Origin of the sequence: Micromonospora sp. NPDC048843, from assembly GCF_040649965.1 — a bacterium.
GTDB lineage: Bacteria > Actinomycetota > Actinomycetes > Mycobacteriales > Micromonosporaceae > Micromonospora > Micromonospora hortensis.
The window spans coordinates 1-17,493 of record NZ_JBEZGJ010000156.1 but is presented as its reverse complement, the minus strand read 5'-3'; the positions used below and the strand labels follow the sequence as shown (position 1 = coordinate 17,493).

The following is a 17,493-nucleotide window of genomic DNA, read 5'->3' as shown; positions in this document are numbered from 1 at the left end:
AGGGCTTCTTCTCTGTCGGGACGGCCGGATTCGAACCGACGACCCCTTGACCCCCAGTCAAGTGCGCTACCAAGCTGCGCCACGTCCCGCCCCCGCGTGGTTTCCCCCGCGGCAGCCGGTACAGCTTAGCGCAGCAGCTCCGGCTCGTCCGCACAGGCCCCACCGGCATCGCGACGAAGCCGAACCATCCCACAGGGAGCCACCGCACAACCCCTAAAGCGTCCTAGGAGGGTGGGGTTGGATAACGAAATGCCGGATGGGCAGGGGCGCCCATCCGGCATTTGGCAGAACCGGATCGCGTCAGCCGTGCGCCTTGCCTCGGCCGCCGGGGCCGAGCTTCTTGCGCGGGCGGACCGAGATCTCGATCGGGCTGCCCTCGTACCCGAATTCCTCGCGGAGCTTGCGCTCGACGAAGCGCTGGTAGCCGGCGTCCAGCGGACCGGTGGTGAAGAGCACGAACCGGGGCGGCGCCACACCGGCCTGCGTCGCGAACAGGATCCGCGGCGCCCGCCCACCACGCACCGGGTGCGGGGTGGCCTGCACCAGCGCGGTCAGCCACTGGTTGAGGTGCGCGGTCGGCACCCGGGTTTCCCAGCTGGCCAGCGCCTTGTTCAGTGCCGGTGCCAGCTTGTCCACGGCGCGGCCGGTCATCGCCGACAGGTTCAGCCTGATCGCCCAGGGGATGCGGCGCAACTCCCGGTCGATTTCCTTGTCCAGGTAGTACCGACGGTCGGCGTCGACCAGGTCCCACTTGTTGAACGCGATGACCAGCGCGCGGCCCGACTCGGTCACCATCGACAGGATCCGCTGGTCCTGCTCGCTGATCGGTTCGCTGGAGTCCAGCAGCACCACGGCCACCTCGGCGGCCTCGATCGCGCCGGCGGTACGCAGGCTGGCGTAGTACTCGGTGCCGCTGGCCTTGCCGACCCGCTTGCGCAGACCGGCCGTGTCGACGAGTTGCCAGGTCTGACCGCCGATCTCGACCAGGCTGTCCACCGGGTCCACAGTGGTGCCCGCCACCGAGTCGACGACCGCCCGCTCCTCGCCGGAGAACCGGTTGAGCAGGCTGGACTTGCCGACGTTCGGCCGCCCGACCAGCGCCACCCGGCGCGGTCCGCGCGGACGGTTCTCCACGATCGCCGGTGCCTCCGGCAGCGCGGCGAGGATTGCGTCCAGCAGGTCGCCGGAGCCGCGTCCGTGCAGCGCGGAGACCGGGAACGGCTCACCGAGGCCGAGTGACCACAGCGAGGTGGCCTCCATCTCGATGGAGTTGTTGTCGGCCTTGTTGGCCACCAGGATCACCGGCTTGGCGCTGCGCCGCAGCATCTTCACCGCTGCCTCGTCCACGTCGGTGGAGCCCACCATCGCGTCGACCACGAAGAGCACCACGTCGGCGGTGACGACCGCCGTCTCGGCCTGCGCCGCGATGGCCGCGGCCCGGTCCTTCGCGTCCGGTTCCCAACCACCGGTGTCCACCACTGTGAACGCCCGGCCGTTCCACTGCGCGTCGTACGGGACCCGGTCGCGGGTCACGCCAGGGACGTCCTCGACGACCGCCTGCCGGCGACCGATGATCCGGTTGACCAACGTCGACTTGCCCACGTTGGGGCGACCGACCACGGCCACCACCGGCTGCGGGCCGCTCGGTTCCTCGACGGCGACCTCAGGCTCCCGCAGCTCGACCCACCCAGCACCCTCGCTCATGCCGCTCCTCCGCTTCGCTCCGGAGCGTCCTGAGACACAACCGCACTGATCCCGATGATTCGCTCGCTGCGCTCGCTCATGCCACGCCCCGCTCGGTGAGCATCTCGCGCAGCCGCGCCACGACCTCGTCGATGCCCAGCTCGGTGGTGTCCAGCACCACCGCGTCGGGCGCCTGGGCCAGCGGGTTGACCTTGCGGGTCGAGTCGAGGCGGTCCCGCCGGGCCAGATCCGCGGCCGTGGCCGCCACGTCGGCGGCGTCCTCGGCGCTGCGCCGGGCGGCACGGGCCGCCTCGGAGGCGGTCAGGAAGACCTTCAGGTCAGCGTCCGGCGCGACGACCGAGCCGATGTCGCGACCCTCGACCACCATCCGACGAGCGTTGGCGATCATCTCGCGTTGCCGGGCGACGAGCAGCTCGCGGACAGCCGGCACGGCGGCGACGGCGGATACCGCCCCGGTCACCTCCGGGCCCCGGATATCCGCGTCCACGCCCACGCCGTCGACGGTCACGGCGTACCCCTGCGGGTGGGTGCCGATGTGCAGCTTGACCTCGCTGGCGACCTTGGCCACCGACGCGGCGTCGGCGAGGTCCACGCCGGAGCGCAACACGGCAAACGTGATCGCCCGGTACATCGCCCCGGTGTCCAGGTAGCGCGCACCGATCGCGACGGCGAGCCGCCGCGACACGGTGGACTTACCCGAGCCGGACGGCCCGTCCACAGCGACCACACATCGCCCGGTCCGTACGTTTTCCTCCACCGTGTCCTCCTCAGCCCGTACCTCACGGATCGCCCGGTGATCTGGCGCCGCAAGCGGTTGTCAATCGTCATCAATCATGCCCGGGCCCATTGGCGGACCCGCGCGCGACGCCGCCGGAGGCGACCCACGCCACCCGGGCGGCCGCGTCCCGGCCATCGGTGGAGCCTACCGGCTGCCGTACCCCGAACTCGGGGGTCAGTCACCCACCACGTTGAACAGGGCGGCGACCTCGGCGTTGGTCAGCCGCCGGATCCGTCCGGTCCGCAGGTCACCGAGCCGAATCGGCCCGATCGAGGTACGGACCAGCCGGGTGACCGGGTGACCGACCTCATCCATCAGCCGCCGGACGATGTGCTTGCGCCCCTCGTGCAGGCTCAGTTCCACCTGGGCGGATTTGCCGAGAGTGTCGACCACCTTGAACGAGTCGACCTTGACCGGCCCGTCCTCCAGCTCGACGCCGGCCAGCAGCCGCTTGCTCAGGTTGCGCGGGATCGGCCCGACCACCTCGGCGAGGTACGTCTTGAGCACCTGGTACGAGGGGTGCATGAGCTTGTGCGCGAGGGTGCCGTCGTTGGTGAGCAGCAGCAGGCCCTCACTGTCCGCGTCGAGCCGACCGACGTGGTAGACCCGCTGCTCCAGCCGGGCGCCGATGAAGTCGGCCAGCTCGTTACGTCCCTTTTCGTCCGCCATGGTGGTAACCACCCCACGCGGCTTGTTCATCGCCACGTAGACCAGGCGAATGTCGACCTGGAGGCGCTCCCCGTCCACGTGGATCACGGAGGTGGCCGGGTCGACCTTGTCACCGAGCTTGGCGACCCGCCCGTCCACCGTGACCCGGCGGCGGAAGATCAGGTCTTCGCAGGCACGCCGGGAACCCACGCCGGCGGCGGCGAGCACCTTCTGCAGGCGCTCAGCCCCCTCGTAGACGGGCGCGTCGGCTTTGGGGGAACGGTTATCGGGTCGCATCAGCAAGCTCTTCTACGTCGTCGGGCAGGAAGGGTGCGAGGGGCGGCAGCTCGTCGACAGTGTTCAGCCCGAGCTTCTCCAGGAACAACGTGGTGGTCCGGTAGAGGAACGCCCCGCTGTCCGTTTCGGTGCCGCACTCCTCGATGAGGCCACGGGTGACCAGCGTACGGATGACCCCGTCGCAGTTCACACCCCGGATGGCTGAGATTCGCGAACGGGTCACCGGCTGCTTGTACGCAACCACGGCGAGCGTCTCCAGCGCCGCCTGGGTCAGCCGCACGGACTGCCCGTCCAACACGAACCGCTCAACGTACGTAGCGTATTCCGGCCGGGTGTACAGCCGCCACCCGCCGGCCGCCCGGCGCAGCTCGAACCCGTGCCCGGCCGCTGTGTAACCGGCGGCGATCTCGTCGAGCATCGGCCCGACCCGTTCGGCGGGTTGCTCCAGCACCTGCGCCAGCACCAGCTCGCTGACCGGCTCGTCGACGACCAGCAGGATCGCCTCCAACGCGCCGCGCAACTCGGGGTCGGACAGCTCGGGCGCGGGCTCCGGCGCGACAGGCGCCCGCCGCCGCCCCGCCAGCTGCCGCCGGGGTACGCCCCCAGCGCCACCCGACTCCCCCACCGTGGCGTCCGTCACCCCACCGAGGTCCGGCCCCACCCCGTCCGGGGTCGCCTCACCGCGATCTGGCTCACCCTGGCCCACCTCGTCCGAGGCCACCTCAACGGGATCGGACCCACCCGGGGCCACCTCGGCAGGCTCTGGCCCGCCGGCAGCGACCTCGACAGGGCCTGGCCCGTCTGCGGCCACCTCGACAGGGCCTGCTCCACCCGGGCTCACGCCGTCTGGGCCCCGCTCATCCGGGTCACCCTGCGCGGAAGCCGACGCGACCACGTCCGACTCGGCGAAGTTGGCGGCAGCGTCGGATTCCGGTCGGGGCGCTGCCGCTTTGGGTTCTTCGGTCTCCGGTGGTGCGGCTGACTCGTCCGGCTCCGTGGGGGTGTCGGTGGCGGACGGGCGGGGGCGGTCCCACGGGGGCACCCAGGCGGCGGCCTGGTCGGCCAGCGAGTCCCGACGTTGCTCGTCACTCATCCCGCGCACCCTCCGTCGTTCCCGTCCCGTCCGACCCGCCGGCCTCCCGCGTCGGCACAGGGTCAGCCCCCGCCGGCCCAGGTTCTGCCCCCGCCGGCCCAGGTTCTGCCCCCACCGGCTCAGGCGCACTCCCCGCAGGCTCGGCCCCCGCAGGCTCAGCCCCCGCCGGCTCAAGCTCAGCCCCCGCCAGTTCAGGTTCAGGCCCAGGTGACTCCGGGTCGGCCGGGGTGCCGGCGTACTCGTCGACGTGCAGCTCGGTGTCGGCGTCGACCGGGCCGGTCCAGCGCACTGTCAGCTCCTCCAGGGCCTGCTCCTGCACGAACGACACCAGGCCCTCCCGGTACAGCTCCAGCAACGCGAGGAACCGGGCCACCACCTCCAGGGTGGCCTCGCAGTCCGCGCAGAGCAGCGAAAACGTGGCGGTGCCGGCCCGGCGCAGCCGGGCGGCGAGGATCGCCGCGTGTTCCCGGACACTGACCCGGACCATGTGCACGTGGGCGATGGAGACCTCCGGCACCGGCTTCGGGGTCATCGCCTTCACGGCCAGCTTCAGCAGCCGCTGGGGGCCGATGCCGAGCACCAGATCGGGCAGCGCCTCGGCGTAGCGGGCCTCCAGGCTGACCGCACGCGGATAGCGTCGGCCGCCCACGGCCTCCAGCTCGGCGATGTGCGCCGCCGCCTCCTTGTACGCCTTGTACTGCAACAGCCGGGCGAAGAGCAGGTCCCGTGCCTCCAGCAGGGCGAGGTCGGCCTCGTCCTCCACCTCGGCGGCGGGCAGCAGCCGGGCCGCCTTCAGGTCGAGCAGGGTCGCGGCGATGAGCAGGAACTCGCTGGCCTCGTCCAGGTCCCAGTTGTCGCCCATCGCCCTGATGTAGGCGATGAACTCGTCGGTGACCGTGTGCAGGGCCACCTCGGTGACGTCGAGTTTGTGCTTGCCGATCAGTTGCAGCAGCAGGTCGAACGGGCCGGTGAAGTTGGCCAGCCGCACTGTGAAGCCGGTGGCAGCCGGGTCAGCGGGCTGCACACCGTCGACCACTGCCGCGTCGGCGGTCTGGGGCGGGTCGAGGGGTGGCGCGGTCACCGGACGACCGTAGTCCACGAGGCGGGCAATGGGCGTTCCGGCTACCGCTCCGACTGGGCGGCGATCACCTCGCGGGCCAGTTGACGGTAGTTACGTGCCCCGGAGGAGGCCGGGTCCATCGTCGTGATGGGGGCACCGGCCACGGTGGACTCGGGGAACTTCACCGTCTTGGTGATGACCGTCTGGTAGACCTTGTCGCCGAACGCCTCCACCACCCGTTGGAGGACCTGGCGGCAGTGCGTGGTGCGGCTGTCGTACATGGTGGCGAGGATGCCTTCGAGCTCCAGGTCGAAGTTGAGTCGCTCGCGCACCTTGTCGATGGTGTCCAGCAGCAGTGCCACACCGCGCAGGCTGAAGAACTCGCACTCCAGCGGGATGAGCACGCCGTGCGCGACGGTCAGCGCGTTGATCGCCAGCAGGCCGAGTGACGGCTGGCAGTCGATCAGGATGTAGTCGTACTCCTTGCGGACCGTGCGCAGGACCCGGGCGAGGGCCATCTCCCGGGCGACCTCGTTGACGAGCTGGATCTCGGCGGCGGAGAGGTCGATGTTGGCCGGCAGCAGGTGCAACCCCGCGACGTCGGTCTTGATGACGACGTCCTCGGCGATGATGTCGTCCTGCATGAGCAGGTTGTAGATGGACAGGTCGAGGTTGTGCGGGTTGACGCCCAGGCCCACCGAGAGCGCGCCCTGCGGGTCGAAGTCGACGAGCAGCACCTTGCGGCCGTACTCCGCGAGCGCGGCGCCCAGGTTGATGGTGGTGGTCGTCTTACCGACGCCACCCTTCTGGTTGGCCATCGCGATGATGCGCGCGGGGCCGTGCCGATCGGTGGGCATCGGCTCCGGGATGGGCTTGCGCATCGTGTAGGCAGCCGGGTCCGCAGGACCCAGGTCCGCGCCGAGCGTGGCCTGCTGCTCGCGGAGCTCCGACGTCCAGGTCTCGGCACGGTCACCGTTGCCAGCCATGTGCTCGTTGCCCCCTCCCGACGACCCACCCGGCGTCGGAGCCGTCCGACGTCCTTCGCGGCGCCGCTGCGCACCCCGGTCGTGTCGCTCCAGGAGGTCCGCGCCGATGCCGACTGTACGCCACCGACCAGCAGGGGGTTCGGCACCGGCCCGGCGTGTCGGCGTCGACAGCGACCGGTTCAACCCTGGGCGCGGGGATGCGCGGTCGCGTACACCTCGCGCAACCGCTCCACGGTGACCAACGTGTAGACCTGGGTGGTGGTCACCGACGCGTGGCCGAGCAGCTCCTGGACCACCCGGACGTCGGCGCCGCCGTCGAGCAGATGGGTGGCGTAGGAGTGGCGCAGGGTGTGCGGGGAGACCGCTGCCGGCCCGTCGACGGGCAGCCCGGCCCGGTCGGCGGCGCGGCGCAGGATGCCCCAGGCGCCCTGGCGGGACAACGCTCCGCCGCGGGCGTTGAGGAACACCGCCGGGGTGCCGCGGCCGGCGGCGGCCAGCCCGGGACGGGCCCGGACCAGGTAGGCGCGCACGGCGTCGACGGCGTACCCGCCGATGGGCACCAGCCGCACCCGGCCGCCCTTGCCGCGCAGCAGCGCCGTGCCGTCGTCGGTGTCGAGGTCGTCCACTGCGGCGCCGACCGCTTCGGAGATGCGCGCGCCGGTGCCGTACAGGAACTCCAGCAGCGCCCGGTCGCGCAGCGCGAGGGGCGCGTCGTCGCCGGTCGCGGTGATCGGGCCGGCGGTCTCCAACAGCCGGACCACGTCGTCGACAGGGAGCGCCCGGGGCAGCCGCCGGGGCGGCGTGGGCGGGCGGACGTCGCGGCTCGGGTCGACGCCGGCCAGGCCCTCGCGCAGCGCGAAGCGGTGCAGGCCCCGCACCGCGCTGGCCGCGCGGGCGGCGGAGGAGACGGCGAGGGGCGGGTGCGCGTCGTCGCCGGCGCGCAGCCGCGCCAGGTGCGACTCGACGAGGCCGGCGCCGACCGACGCGAGGTCGGTGACGCCGGCATCGGCCAGGGTGGCGAGATAGCGGTCCAGATCCCGACGGTACGAGGCGAGCGTGTTCGCGGAGAGGCCACGTTCGACGGTCAGGTGGTCGAGGTAACCGCGAACGGCACGGCGCAGCGCCGGCGTGGGTGCGGTGCCCACGCCGGCGGAGTCCGTGCCGCTGGTCAGCCCGCCACCGTTCAGGCCAGTGCGTCGGCCAGCGGGAGCACGTCCATGCCGTGCGCCTCGGCGACCGGGCCGTAGGTGACCTGCCCGGCGTGGGTGTTGAGGCCCAGCGCCAGCGCCGGGTCGTTGCGCAGCGCGTCGCGCCAGCCCTGGTTGGCCAGCTCGAGGGCGTACGGCAGTGTGACGTTGGTCAGCGCGTACGTGCTGGTGTTCGGCACCGCGCCGGGCATGTTCGCGACGCAGTAGAAGATCGACTCGTGCACCTTGTAGACCGGGTCGGCGTGCGTGGTGGGGCGCGAGTCCTCGAAGCAGCCGCCCTGGTCGATGGCGATGTCGACGAGCACGCTGCCCGGCTTCATCCGGGAGACCAGCTCGTTGGAGATCAGCGTCGGGGCCTTCGTGCCGGGCACCAGCACCGCGCCGATGACCAGGTCGGCGTCGAGCACGGCGCGCTCGACCTCGTAGGCGTTGGACGCGACGGTCTGCAGGTGGCCCCGGTAGATGGCGTCGGCCTGCCGCAGCCGGGCGACGTTCTTGTCCAGCAGCAGCACCTCGGACTGTAGGCCCAGTGCGATGGCGGCGGCGTTCATGCCGGAGACGCCGGCGCCGATGACCACGGTCTTGGCCGCGTACACGCCGGAGACACCGCCGGGCAGCACACCGCGCCCGCCGCCGGTGCGCATCATGTAGAAGGCGCCCATCTGCGGGGCGAGCCGGCCGGCCACCTCGGACATCGGGGCGAGCAGCGGCAGCGACCGGTCGGGCAGCTCGACGGTCTCGTACGCGATGCCGGTGACCCGGCGGTCGATGAGCGCGTCGGTGCACTCCTTGGAGGCGGCCAGGTGCAGGTAGGTGAAGAGCACCTGCCCCTCGCGCATGCGGTGGTACTCCTCGGCGATCGGCTCCTTGACCTTGAGCACCAGCTCGGCGGTCTCCCACACCTCGTCGGCGGTGGTGAGGATCGTCGCGCCGGCGGCGGCGAACTCCTCGTCGGTGATGCTGGAGCCAACCCCGGCGCCGGACTCGACGAAGACCTGGTGGCCGCTGCGGGTGAACTCGTTGACACCCGCTGGCGTGATCGCCACGCGGTACTCGTGGTTCTTGACCTCGCGTGGGATTCCGACCTTCACGATGCAGACACCTCTCTTCGGGGCTGCTCTCCCCCGACTGCTCGGTGCCACGACGGCCCCTTTGCCATCGCGGTACACCGGTCCTGCGGCGGCAGTCTAGGCGCGCCCGGCGCCGCCGCGAGCCAGCACAGTGGCATCCGGTGCCCGGGTGTCCTGACGATGTGTCAGGGCACCGCCGGGATTCAGCGGTCGAGCGTCACCTCAGCCGACAGGACAGTGTTTCACCATTATCGTCCCATCTGCCGGGCGGCGGTGCGGACAGCCGGCGAGTGGATCACTAGTGTGTCCGCCCATGACCACTCCTCCTTACCAGCCCGGTTACCCCCAGCCGGGGTACCCCCAGGGCGTCTCCGACAAGAGCAAGATCGTCGCGGGCGTCCTCGGCATCCTGCTCGGCACCTTCGGTGCCGGTCGGTTCTACACCGGACACACCAAGATCGCCGTTCTTCAGCTCGTCGTGAGCCTGGTGACCTGCGGCCTCGGCGCTTTCTGGGGCCTCATCGACGGCATCCTCATCCTGGTCAACGGCGGCACGGACGCGCAGGGCCGTCCGCTGCGCGACTCCTAGAGCAGACAGCGAAAGGGGCCCCGCGGCTGACCGCGGGGCCCCTTTTCGTGCGTACTCCCCCACCGGGCTGGACCGGCGGCGACGCTCAGCGCGGCAGCGGCGCGTCCGCCCGACGCAGAGACGTGAAGCCGGTGTCCCGGGCGCGGGCCGCGGCCAGCAGCCCGGCCACCGCGGACGCGTTGGTGATCTCACCGGCCAGGACCATGGCGACCGCCTCGTCCAGGTCGATCCGGACGACCTGGAGGTCGGCCTCCTCGTCGTGGCGCTCGTGCCGCTCGTCGGCCGGCACGTCGGCGAGGTCGCGGGCCAGGAACACCCGCACGATCTCGTTGGTGAACCCCGGCGAGCTGTGCAGGTCCACCAGCACGTCGACCCGCGCGGCGGTGAGGTCGGCCTCCTCGGCCAACTCCCGCAGCGCGGCCACCGGCAACTCCTCGCCGGAGACGTCCATCAGACCGGCCGGCAGCTCCCACAGGTGCCGCCCGACCGGGTGCCGGTACTGCCGGATCAACACCACCTGGCCGGCGTCGTCGAGCGCCACCACTGCCACCGCCCCGACGTGCCGGACGAGGTCCCGCAGCCCGGTCCCACCGCCCGGCATGGTCACCTCCTCGGTGACCACGTCGAAGATCCGCCCCCGGTACCGCTCCTCCCGGGAACGCACCTCGTAGCGGTGCTCAAGGTTGCTCACGCCGCCGCCTCGCTGCGCCCGACAACGCTGCTGGTTCGCTCGCTCACGAGGCCGACGACGCCTTCGTCGCGGCGCCGTTGCGGGCGGCCTTACGCGTCGTCGGGGCCTCCGCCGCCGCGTCCAGATCGACCGGAAGCTGGTCGGCCTGCGAGTACGCCACCGCCGCCTTGACGAACGAGGCGAACAGCGGGTGCGGGCGGGTCGGGCGGCTCTTCAACTCGGGGTGCGCCTGGGTGGCCACGAAGAACGGGTGCAGACTCCGGTCCAGTTCGATGAACTCGACCAGCCGGCCGTCCGGCGAGGTGCCGGAGATGTGCAGGCCCGCCTTCGTCAGCGCGTCCCGGTAGGCGTTGTTCACCTCGTACCGGTGCCGGTGCCGCTCGCTGATCTCGGTGCTGCCGTACGCCTCGGCGACGATCGAGCCCTCGGTCAACGTCGCCGGGTACGCGCCCAGCCGCATGGTGCCGCCCAGGTCACCCCGACCGGCGACGATGTCCTCCTGGTCGGCCATCGTGGCGATGACCGGGTGCGCCGCCTGCTCGTCGAACTCCAACGAGTTGGCACCGTCCAGGTCGGCCAGGTGCCGGGCCACCTCGATGGTCATGCACTGCAGACCGAGGCAGAGGCCCAGCAGCGGGATGCCGGCCTCACGGGCGTACCGGGCGGTGCCGATCTTGCCCTCGATGCCGCGGACGCCGAAGCCGCCGGGGATGAGGATGCCGTCCACGCCGGCCAACGCCGCCGCGGCGCCGGCCGGGGTGACGCACTCGTCGCTGGGCACCCAGCGCAACTGCACCCGGGCCCGGTGGCCGAAGCCCGCCGCCCGGATCGCCTCACTCACCGACAGGTACGCGTCAGGCAGGTCGACGTACTTGCCGACCACAGCGACGGTGACTGTGTGCCGGGGGCGGTGCACCCGCTCCAGCAGGTCGTCCCAGCTGGCCCAGTCCACGTCCCGGAAGGAGAGGCCGAGCCGGCGCACCACGTACGCGTCGAGCCCCTCCCGGTGCAGCACCTTCGGGATGTCGTAGATGCTCGGGGCGTCCGGTGCGGCGACGACCGCCTCGGCGTCCACGTCGCAGTAGAGCGACAGCTTCTCCTTGAGCTTCACCGGGATCTCCCGGTCACAGCGGAGCACTATCGCGTCCGGCTGGATACCGATGTTGCGCAGCTGCGCCACCGAGTGCTGCGTCGGCTTGGTCTTCAGCTCACCCGAGGGCGCCAGGTACGGCACCAACGAGACGTGCAGGTAGAAGCAGTTGTCGCGCCCCAGGTCGTGGCGGACCTGACGGATCGCCTCCAGAAACGGCAGCGACTCGATGTCGCCGACGGTGCCACCGACCTCGGTGATCACCACGTCGGGGACCTGGCCGTCCTCGTCCGGGTCGGCCATCGCCAGGATCCGCGACTTGATCTCGTTGGTGATGTGCGGGATGACCTGGACGGTGTCGCCCAGGTACTCGCCGCGCCGCTCCTTGGCGATCACGTCGGAGTAGATCTGACCGGTGGTGACGTTCGCCTTACCGGACAGCGCCCGGTCGAGGAACCGCTCGTAGTGCCCGACGTCGAGGTCGGTCTCGGCGCCGTCCTCGGTGACGAAGACCTCACCGTGCTGGAACGGGTTCATCGTTCCCGGGTCGACGTTCAGGTAGGGGTCGAGCTTCTGCATCACCACGCGCAACCCGCGCGCTGTCAGCAGGTTGCCGAGGCTGGAGGCGGTGAGGCCCTTACCCAGCGAGGAGGCGACGCCCCCGGTGACGAAAATGTGCCTGGTCGTCCGTGCTGATGGGGCCAAGGCCTGCTCCCGTGTCGTCTGTCGCGGTCATGCAGACCGCCGTGCTTGATCAGCAAAGTGATCACGCGATCCACGGGATTCGACGGTAACACCTCCCGGGCGGGTACCCGCAGGCCGCACCCCGCCTGCGACACCTCCGGGCCATCCGGACGAGGCCCGCCGCTCAGGACGCGGCAACCTCCGTCGATGACCGGGAGGCCTGCCGGGGCGCTACGGGCACCGTCGGCGCGGCGTCCGGCGTCGACCCGCTCGCTGTCGGCTCGGCCGGTTCGTCGGCGTCCCCGCGGGGCTCGCCCGGGGTGTCCGACGGCGGTTGGGCGACCTTCGCCGGTGCGCTCGGGGTCGGGCCGGTGATCGGACGGGGATGCACGGCGCCCAGTGGCCCACCGCCGCCGGTCGGACCGTCGCCCCCACCGACCGGGCCGACCCCGCCGGACCCCGAGTCGTCGTCGGCGCCGTTGGCCCGGGAGCGGCCCGCCACCGGGCGGGTCCGGTCCGCGGCGTGCCCGAGCACCCGCAGCGACGCCAGGGCGGCCATCGGCACCACCAGGGCGGCGGCGGCACCCATCACGTCCAGGGCCGCGCCGTCGAGCACACCACCGAGCACCGCGGCGACCACGGTGCCGGCCAGCGCGGCCCGGACCGCCGGGTAGATGCCGAACAGCCGCATCAGCCCACCCCACGGCTGCAACAGGGCGAACCACACCAGCAACCCGCCGGCCAGCGCCAGCACCGTCAGCGGGCTGTTGACCAACGTCTCGAAGTTCTCCGTGCTGGAGCGGTGCACGGCGAACCCGCCGGTGCCGTCACCGAGCGCGGAGAGGAACCGGCCCAGGCTGCCCCGCTCCGCCGCAGGGCGGCGCAGGTCCACCACGGCGAACCCGATACCGACCGCCAGTGCGGCCATGGCGGCCCAGGCCAGCCGGCTGATCGTCAACCAGCCACCGGCGCTGATCACGGCGGCGACGCTCACCCCGGCGGTGAGCGCTATCGCGCCGACCGGGTCGGCGCCCAGGTACGGGCTGCCGACCACCACCACGGCGAGGCCACCCACCGCCACCATCACCGCTGGCCGCCAGCCCCGGGGCACCCGTTGGGCGAACCAGCCGCCGGTGACCAACGCACCGGCGAGGAACACTCCCAACCCCACAGTGCTCAGCCCGGCGTACCGGCCGCCCTGCAACGCGGAGTAGCCGACCACGCTGTTGAGCTGGAGGCGGGCCCCGGTGAGCACGTCCAGCCCCACCACGAGCGTGGTGAGGCCGGCCACCGCGCCGAGCGGCCCGAGGGTGTTCGCGTACCCGGGGGCGAACCGCACCGCCGCGGTGCCGGCGGCCACCAGCAGCGCGGTAACCCCGGCGAAGATCCACCCAGGGTGCTCACCGCGCCACCAGGGCACCGCGTCGGTCAGCAGCGCCGCCGGCACCGTCAACGCCGCGGCGACCAGCAGCAGCTCCATCACCGCCACGACCCGCCCGGAGACGGGCGTCGGGCCGGCCGGGCCGGCGTGCGGACGGGCCCGGCGCAGCAGCGGCAGGATCGCGAGGGCCAGCAGCACCTGCACCCCGGCGAGCACCGCGAAGAACACCCCCGAGACGGAACGCTGGGCGGCCGCCTCCCGGTCGGCGTTCGCCGGAGCGTCGATGGCCTCGGTCAGGTCGGCGGGACGGCCGCCGGTGCTGACCGCCGGACGGCCGAGGAAGAGCCGCTCCGGCATGGGCCGGCCCAACGCGGCGAGGGCGGTCGGCGCGAGGTCGACAAGTTGCAGGTACCCGTCCCGGCCGGTGCTGGCCGAGGTGAGCCACCCCCGCTCCCAGCCCGGCCCGTCGGCGACCGCCACGTGCAGCCGGGCCGGCTGGGTGGTGTCGGAGATCCCTGCGACCAGCACCAACGACCGTGGGGGTCGCGCCGCCAGCACCCGGGCCAGCTCGGCGTCCGCCGCGCGGGCCTCCTCGGCGCGGGTGGCCGGGTCGGTCCCCTTGACAGTGCCGAGGTCGACGATGCTCAGTACACACGAGCCGAGCAGCGGCCGCGGGTCGGTCGGCAGCCCCGAGGCGTACCGGTCGACGCGGCCGAACGGTCGGGCGGCGGCCACTGCCGCGCCCGGACCCACGGCCACGGAGCACCGCACCGACTCGGACAACGAGCCGGGCATCGCGCCCCAGGGCAACCGCTGCTGGTTGTACTGGACCACGCTCTCCTGGTCGGGCAGGTTCGCGCCGATGCCGTCCGGTTGTTCCACTGTCACCGCCGCCGACGGGCAACCGTCGACAGACCGGCTGCCGTTCCACGCGGCGAAGCTGCCCGCGCCCAGTGTCAACCAGCCGTCCACCGGGCAGGTGGGCCGGTGCGCGGAACGCACCGACAGTGAGCCGATCGAGCCGTCCTGGGCCATCCGCCACAGCGTCGGGGTGCTCTGCGGATCCACGTCATCCCAGCGCAGCCCGGCGATCCCGGCGAGCACCACGAAGTCGGCGGTGCGTTGCGGGGTGCCCTGGGGTGGGCGGGCGGCGAGCGCGGTGACGCCCAGCGCCACGACGAGCACTGTCAGCAGGGCGGGGGCGATTCGGCGCAACATCACCGGTGTCCCGTTCTCGGGGCGTCGGAGCCCGGGGCGGCCGCCGGACCGCCGGGGTTCCCGGCCAGCTCGGCGTAGAGGGCGGCAAGCGTGGCGACGGTGTCCGCCTCGGTCGGCCACGTCGCCGCCCGTTCGGCGCCACGCCGGCCCAACTCCGCCCGCGCCGCCGGGTCGTCCAGCAACGCGCGTACGGCCGCGTCGACGGCGTCCACATCACCGGCGGGGACCAGCGTGGCCGCGTCGCCGACCAGGTCCGGGAGCCCGCCGACAGCGGTGGCCACCAGTGGCACGCCAGCGCGCAGCGCCTCCTGGGCGAAGAGCTGCCGCGCCTCCCAGTCGCTGGTCACCACCGCCAGATCGGCGCCGGCGAGCAGGTCGGCCACGTCGGTGCGGTGCCCCAGCAGGGTCACCGGGGCACGGGCGGCGGAGGTCCGCGCGGCGAGCGGCAGATACGCCGGCCCGCTGCCCGCGATCACCACGACCGGCGGTGGGGTACGCGTACGCCAGCGGGCCGCCGCGTCGATCAGCACGTCGTAGCGCTTCTGCGGGTGCAACCGACCGACCGAGACGATCAGCGGCTGGTCCGGGCGGACGCCGAACTCGGCGCGGACGGCCGCCGGGCGTCGACGCGGCGCGGGCAGCGCCGGCGCGGCGACCGGGGCCAGCCGGGCGTCGGCGGCACCCACCTCGGCGGCCCGTCGCACCAGGTCATCGGAGGCGCCGAGCGCCACCCGGACGCCCCGGGCGACAACCCGTTCGACGAGCCGGGACACCCCGCCCCGCAGCCCCCCGGCGAGCACCGCGTTGTGCCAGGTGACGATCACCGGGGCGGCCGGGCGGGCCAGCACCGCGACCAACCCGGCCCGCAGACCGTGCGCGTGCACCACGTCGACGTGAGCGGCGGCCAGCGCCCGGCGCAGCGCGAGCACCGCCCGCGCGTCGGCCGGCGTCGGGCTGGCCGGGATCTCCACCGGCTCGAACCGTGCACCCGCGCCGGTGAAGTCGAACTGCTCCTGAGTGGCGGCGGGCCCGCAGACCAGGACCGTGGTGCCGCCCGCGACGAGGCCACGGGCCACCGAACGGACGTGTTGGCCGACCCCGCCGGTGCTGGACGCGAGCACCAACGCGACGGTGCCCGACCAGCCGGCAGGCAGAGCTGGCTCAGTCATCGCGTCGCCGTCTCCTTCCCGTCGCCCCGCTGCGCGGAGCCCGCGCCCGGTGTCGGCGCACCGCCGGACGGCCCCCGCCGGCCCAGACGCCGCAGCACCCCGGCGAGCAGTGGCTGTACGTCCCGCCGGTCGACGAACCAGACCACGGCGAGGAACACAACCCCAACCAGAACCCCGGACAGCATGCCCTGACCGAACGCCGCCGCCGTCGTCGGGGTGCCGCCGTCCAGCTGGTCGAGCCAACGGCTGAGGCCGAACCCGGCGAGCCCGGCGAGCACACCGGCGAGGCCACCGGACGCCCCGGCCCGTGCCGCTCCCGCGAGGGCGGGACGGCCGGCGCTGCGCGACACCGCCAGGAGCAGCAGGGCGCCGAGCACCAGCATCCCCACCGAGTTCGCGGACGTCACAGCGAGCACCCGGTCCCGCAAAGGCAGCACCGCGCCGAGCAGCAGGACGACGGCCGGCACCACCAGGAAACCGACCGCCGTGGCGAGCGTCGCCGCCCGGGTCTCACCCCTGGCGTAGAGCGCCCGGGTGAGCACCGCGAAGAGGCCGTAGCCGACCAGGCCGGGGGCGTACCCGATGATCGCGGCGGCGGCGGTCGACGCGGTGTCCGACGGGAAGAAGAAGTGTCCGACCGGCCCGGCGGTCCCGATCAACGCGGCCGTGCCGAGGCAACTGAACAGGAGCACACCACGGACGGCCGGCGCCAGGGTCGTGCGGTAGGTGCGCTCGTCCCCGGCGGCCCGCGCCGCCGCCAGGGTCGGGTAGGCGGCGATGGCCAGCGGCACCGCCAGCACCGCCCACGGCAACAGGTAGACGGTCTGCGCCAGGTTGTAGACGCCCGGGTTGCTCCGCGCGCCGGCGGTGACCTGGTTCAGGCTGACGATCAGAGCGATCTGCTGGGTGGTGACGGTGACCGCGCCGGCCACCGCCAACCCGCCGACCCGGGCCCGCGCGTCGGTGGGGAACCCGAAGCCGGGCCGCAACCCGAGGTGCAACCGGCGGACCGGGATCAGCAACGACAACGACAGCACCACCACGCCGAGGGTGGTGCCGCCGGAGAGCAGCAACTCACCGCCGGGGCTCACCCCGCCGACGGTGGCGTAGCGGCCCTGCGTGACGGTGAACCCGAGGTACACGATGATGACGGTGAGGCTGGACAGCAGCGGGGCGAGCACCGGCCAGGCGAAACGGCGATGTGCCTGGAGCACCCCGGTGAGCACGATGCCGACCCCGTACAGCGGCAGTTGCGGCGCGAAGACCCGCAGCATCCGCACGCCGCTCTGCTGCTGGGCGGTGGTCAGGTGGTGGCCCAGCGACTCGACCACCGGGCCGGCGAGCAGCACCACGAGCAGCGCCAGCGGGACCAGCAGGGCCAGCGTCCAGGTCAGCAACGCACCGGTGGTCCGGGCCACGGCTGTCCGGTCGCCCGCCGCGACCGCGCCGGCGAGCAGGGGTACGACGAGGCTGGCCAGCGCTCCCCCGGCGACGATCTCGAAGATGAAGTTCGGCACCGCGTTGGCCACCACGTAGGTGCCACCGAGGTCGGTCGGCGCCAAGCTCCAGGTGAACACGGCGGTGCGGCCGAAGCCGGCGAGTCGGCTGGCCACGGTGAGGACGGCGATGAGCGCGGCTGCCCCGGCCAGCCGGCCGGCGCCGGCGAGGGGTGCCGGTCTGTTCACGTCAGTCGGCGCGTCGGCCCAGTGCGTCGAGTTCGCGGAGCCCCGGGCGCCGACCGGGCCCGTCCGATCGCTGAGCTGATCGCCGAGTTCGAGGGCGGAAACCGGGCCACCCCGGACGGCCGCGCCTGGGCCGAGCTGAGCG

14 protein-coding genes and 1 tRNA gene are annotated in these 17,493 nt (G+C 72.8%); 1 reads left to right on the top strand and 14 read right to left on the bottom strand.

Going from position 1 to position 17,493, the window contains the following annotated elements:
- Positions 1-15 precede the first annotated feature (15 nt).
- From AB0C20_RS28250 to ald, 9 genes are all read right to left on the bottom strand, one after another.
- A tRNA-Pro gene (locus AB0C20_RS28250) sits at positions 16-89 on the bottom strand.
- Between the two features lie 211 nt (positions 90-300).
- Complete coding sequence (gene der / locus AB0C20_RS28245) at positions 301-1,704, bottom strand: ribosome biogenesis GTPase Der (protein WP_357189311.1); 1,404 nt, start codon at positions 1,702-1,704, stop codon at positions 301-303.
- Positions 1,705-1,780: 76 nt separating this feature from the next.
- Positions 1,781-2,461, bottom strand: coding sequence for a (d)CMP kinase (gene cmk, locus AB0C20_RS28240; RefSeq protein WP_357189313.1), 681 nt, complete (start codon positions 2,459-2,461; stop codon positions 1,781-1,783).
- 195 nt (positions 2,462-2,656) lie between these two features.
- Positions 2,657-3,427, bottom strand: coding sequence for a pseudouridine synthase (locus AB0C20_RS28235; protein ID WP_210784817.1), 771 nt, complete (start codon positions 3,425-3,427; stop codon positions 2,657-2,659).
- On the bottom strand, positions 3,414-4,520 hold the full coding sequence (gene scpB, locus AB0C20_RS28230; protein WP_357189316.1) for an SMC-Scp complex subunit ScpB: 1,107 nt from the start codon (positions 4,518-4,520) through the stop codon (positions 3,414-3,416). The genes AB0C20_RS28235 and scpB overlap by 14 nt, the downstream gene beginning before the upstream one ends.
- A complete protein-coding gene (locus tag AB0C20_RS28225; RefSeq protein ID WP_357569082.1) occupies positions 4,513-5,601 on the bottom strand; it encodes a segregation/condensation protein A in 1,089 nt (362 codons plus the stop codon). Before AB0C20_RS28225 ends, scpB begins: the two co-directional genes overlap by 8 nt.
- Before the next feature lie 41 nt (positions 5,602-5,642).
- Positions 5,643-6,566, bottom strand: a complete 924-nt coding sequence (locus AB0C20_RS28220; RefSeq protein ID WP_030487987.1) for an AAA family ATPase — start codon at positions 6,564-6,566, stop codon at positions 5,643-5,645.
- Between the two features lie 179 nt (positions 6,567-6,745).
- Positions 6,746-7,711, bottom strand: coding sequence for a site-specific tyrosine recombinase XerD (locus AB0C20_RS28215; protein ID WP_357189320.1), 966 nt, complete (start codon positions 7,709-7,711; stop codon positions 6,746-6,748).
- Between the two features lie 38 nt (positions 7,712-7,749).
- Entirely contained in the window at positions 7,750-8,865 is a 1,116-nt protein-coding gene (gene ald / locus AB0C20_RS28210; RefSeq protein ID WP_357189322.1) for an alanine dehydrogenase, read from the bottom strand.
- 292 nt (positions 8,866-9,157) lie between these two features.
- Between ald and AB0C20_RS28205 the strand changes: the two genes are divergently transcribed.
- A complete protein-coding gene (locus tag AB0C20_RS28205; RefSeq protein ID WP_357189324.1) occupies positions 9,158-9,433 on the top strand; it encodes a TM2 domain-containing protein in 276 nt (91 codons plus the stop codon).
- 85 nt (positions 9,434-9,518) lie between these two features.
- Here the strand turns inward: AB0C20_RS28205 and AB0C20_RS28200 are convergent, their stop codons facing one another.
- The 5 genes from AB0C20_RS28200 to AB0C20_RS28180 all read right to left on the bottom strand — a co-directional run bounded on the left by AB0C20_RS28200 (position 9,519) and on the right by AB0C20_RS28180 (position 17,351).
- Complete coding sequence (locus AB0C20_RS28200; RefSeq protein WP_357189326.1) at positions 9,519-10,124, bottom strand: NUDIX hydrolase; 606 nt, start codon at positions 10,122-10,124, stop codon at positions 9,519-9,521.
- 43 nt (positions 10,125-10,167) lie between these two features.
- Positions 10,168-11,919 (bottom strand): CTP synthase, encoded by a 1,752-nt coding sequence (locus tag AB0C20_RS28195; protein WP_091407255.1) that lies wholly within the window; start codon positions 11,917-11,919, stop codon positions 10,168-10,170.
- Positions 11,920-12,082: 163 nt separating this feature from the next.
- Positions 12,083-14,497: a hypothetical protein gene (locus AB0C20_RS28190; protein ID WP_357569081.1), complete on the bottom strand. Its 2,415-nt coding sequence runs from the start codon at positions 14,495-14,497 to the stop codon at positions 12,083-12,085.
- On the bottom strand, positions 14,497-15,666 hold the full coding sequence (locus tag AB0C20_RS28185; RefSeq protein WP_357189331.1) for a glycosyltransferase family 4 protein: 1,170 nt from the start codon (positions 15,664-15,666) through the stop codon (positions 14,497-14,499). Before AB0C20_RS28185 ends, AB0C20_RS28190 begins: the two co-directional genes overlap by 1 nt.
- Complete coding sequence (locus AB0C20_RS28180; protein ID WP_357189333.1) at positions 15,663-17,351, bottom strand: lipid II flippase MurJ; 1,689 nt, start codon at positions 17,349-17,351, stop codon at positions 15,663-15,665. The genes AB0C20_RS28185 and AB0C20_RS28180 overlap by 4 nt, the downstream gene beginning before the upstream one ends.
- Positions 17,352-17,493: the final 142 nt, after the last annotated feature.

Coding starts and splice junctions, on each gene's coding strand:
- der (WP_357189311.1), bottom strand. CDS start 1,704: ATGAGCGAGGGTGCTGGGTGGGTCGAGCTGCGGGAGCCTGAGGTCGCC.
- AB0C20_RS28235 (WP_210784817.1), bottom strand. CDS start 3,427: ATGCGACCCGATAACCGTTCCCCCAAAGCCGACGCGCCCGTCTACGAG.
- scpB (WP_357189316.1), bottom strand. CDS start 4,520: ATGAGTGACGAGCAACGTCGGGACTCGCTGGCCGACCAGGCCGCCGCC.
- AB0C20_RS28220 (WP_030487987.1), bottom strand. CDS start 6,566: ATGGCTGGCAACGGTGACCGTGCCGAGACCTGGACGTCGGAGCTCCGC.
- AB0C20_RS28205 (WP_357189324.1), top strand. CDS start 9,158: ATGACCACTCCTCCTTACCAGCCCGGTTACCCCCAGCCGGGGTACCCC.
- AB0C20_RS28190 (WP_357569081.1), bottom strand. CDS start 14,497: ATGTTGCGCCGAATCGCCCCCGCCCTGCTGACAGTGCTCGTCGTGGCG.
- AB0C20_RS28185 (WP_357189331.1), bottom strand. CDS start 15,666: ATGACTGAGCCAGCTCTGCCTGCCGGCTGGTCGGGCACCGTCGCGTTG.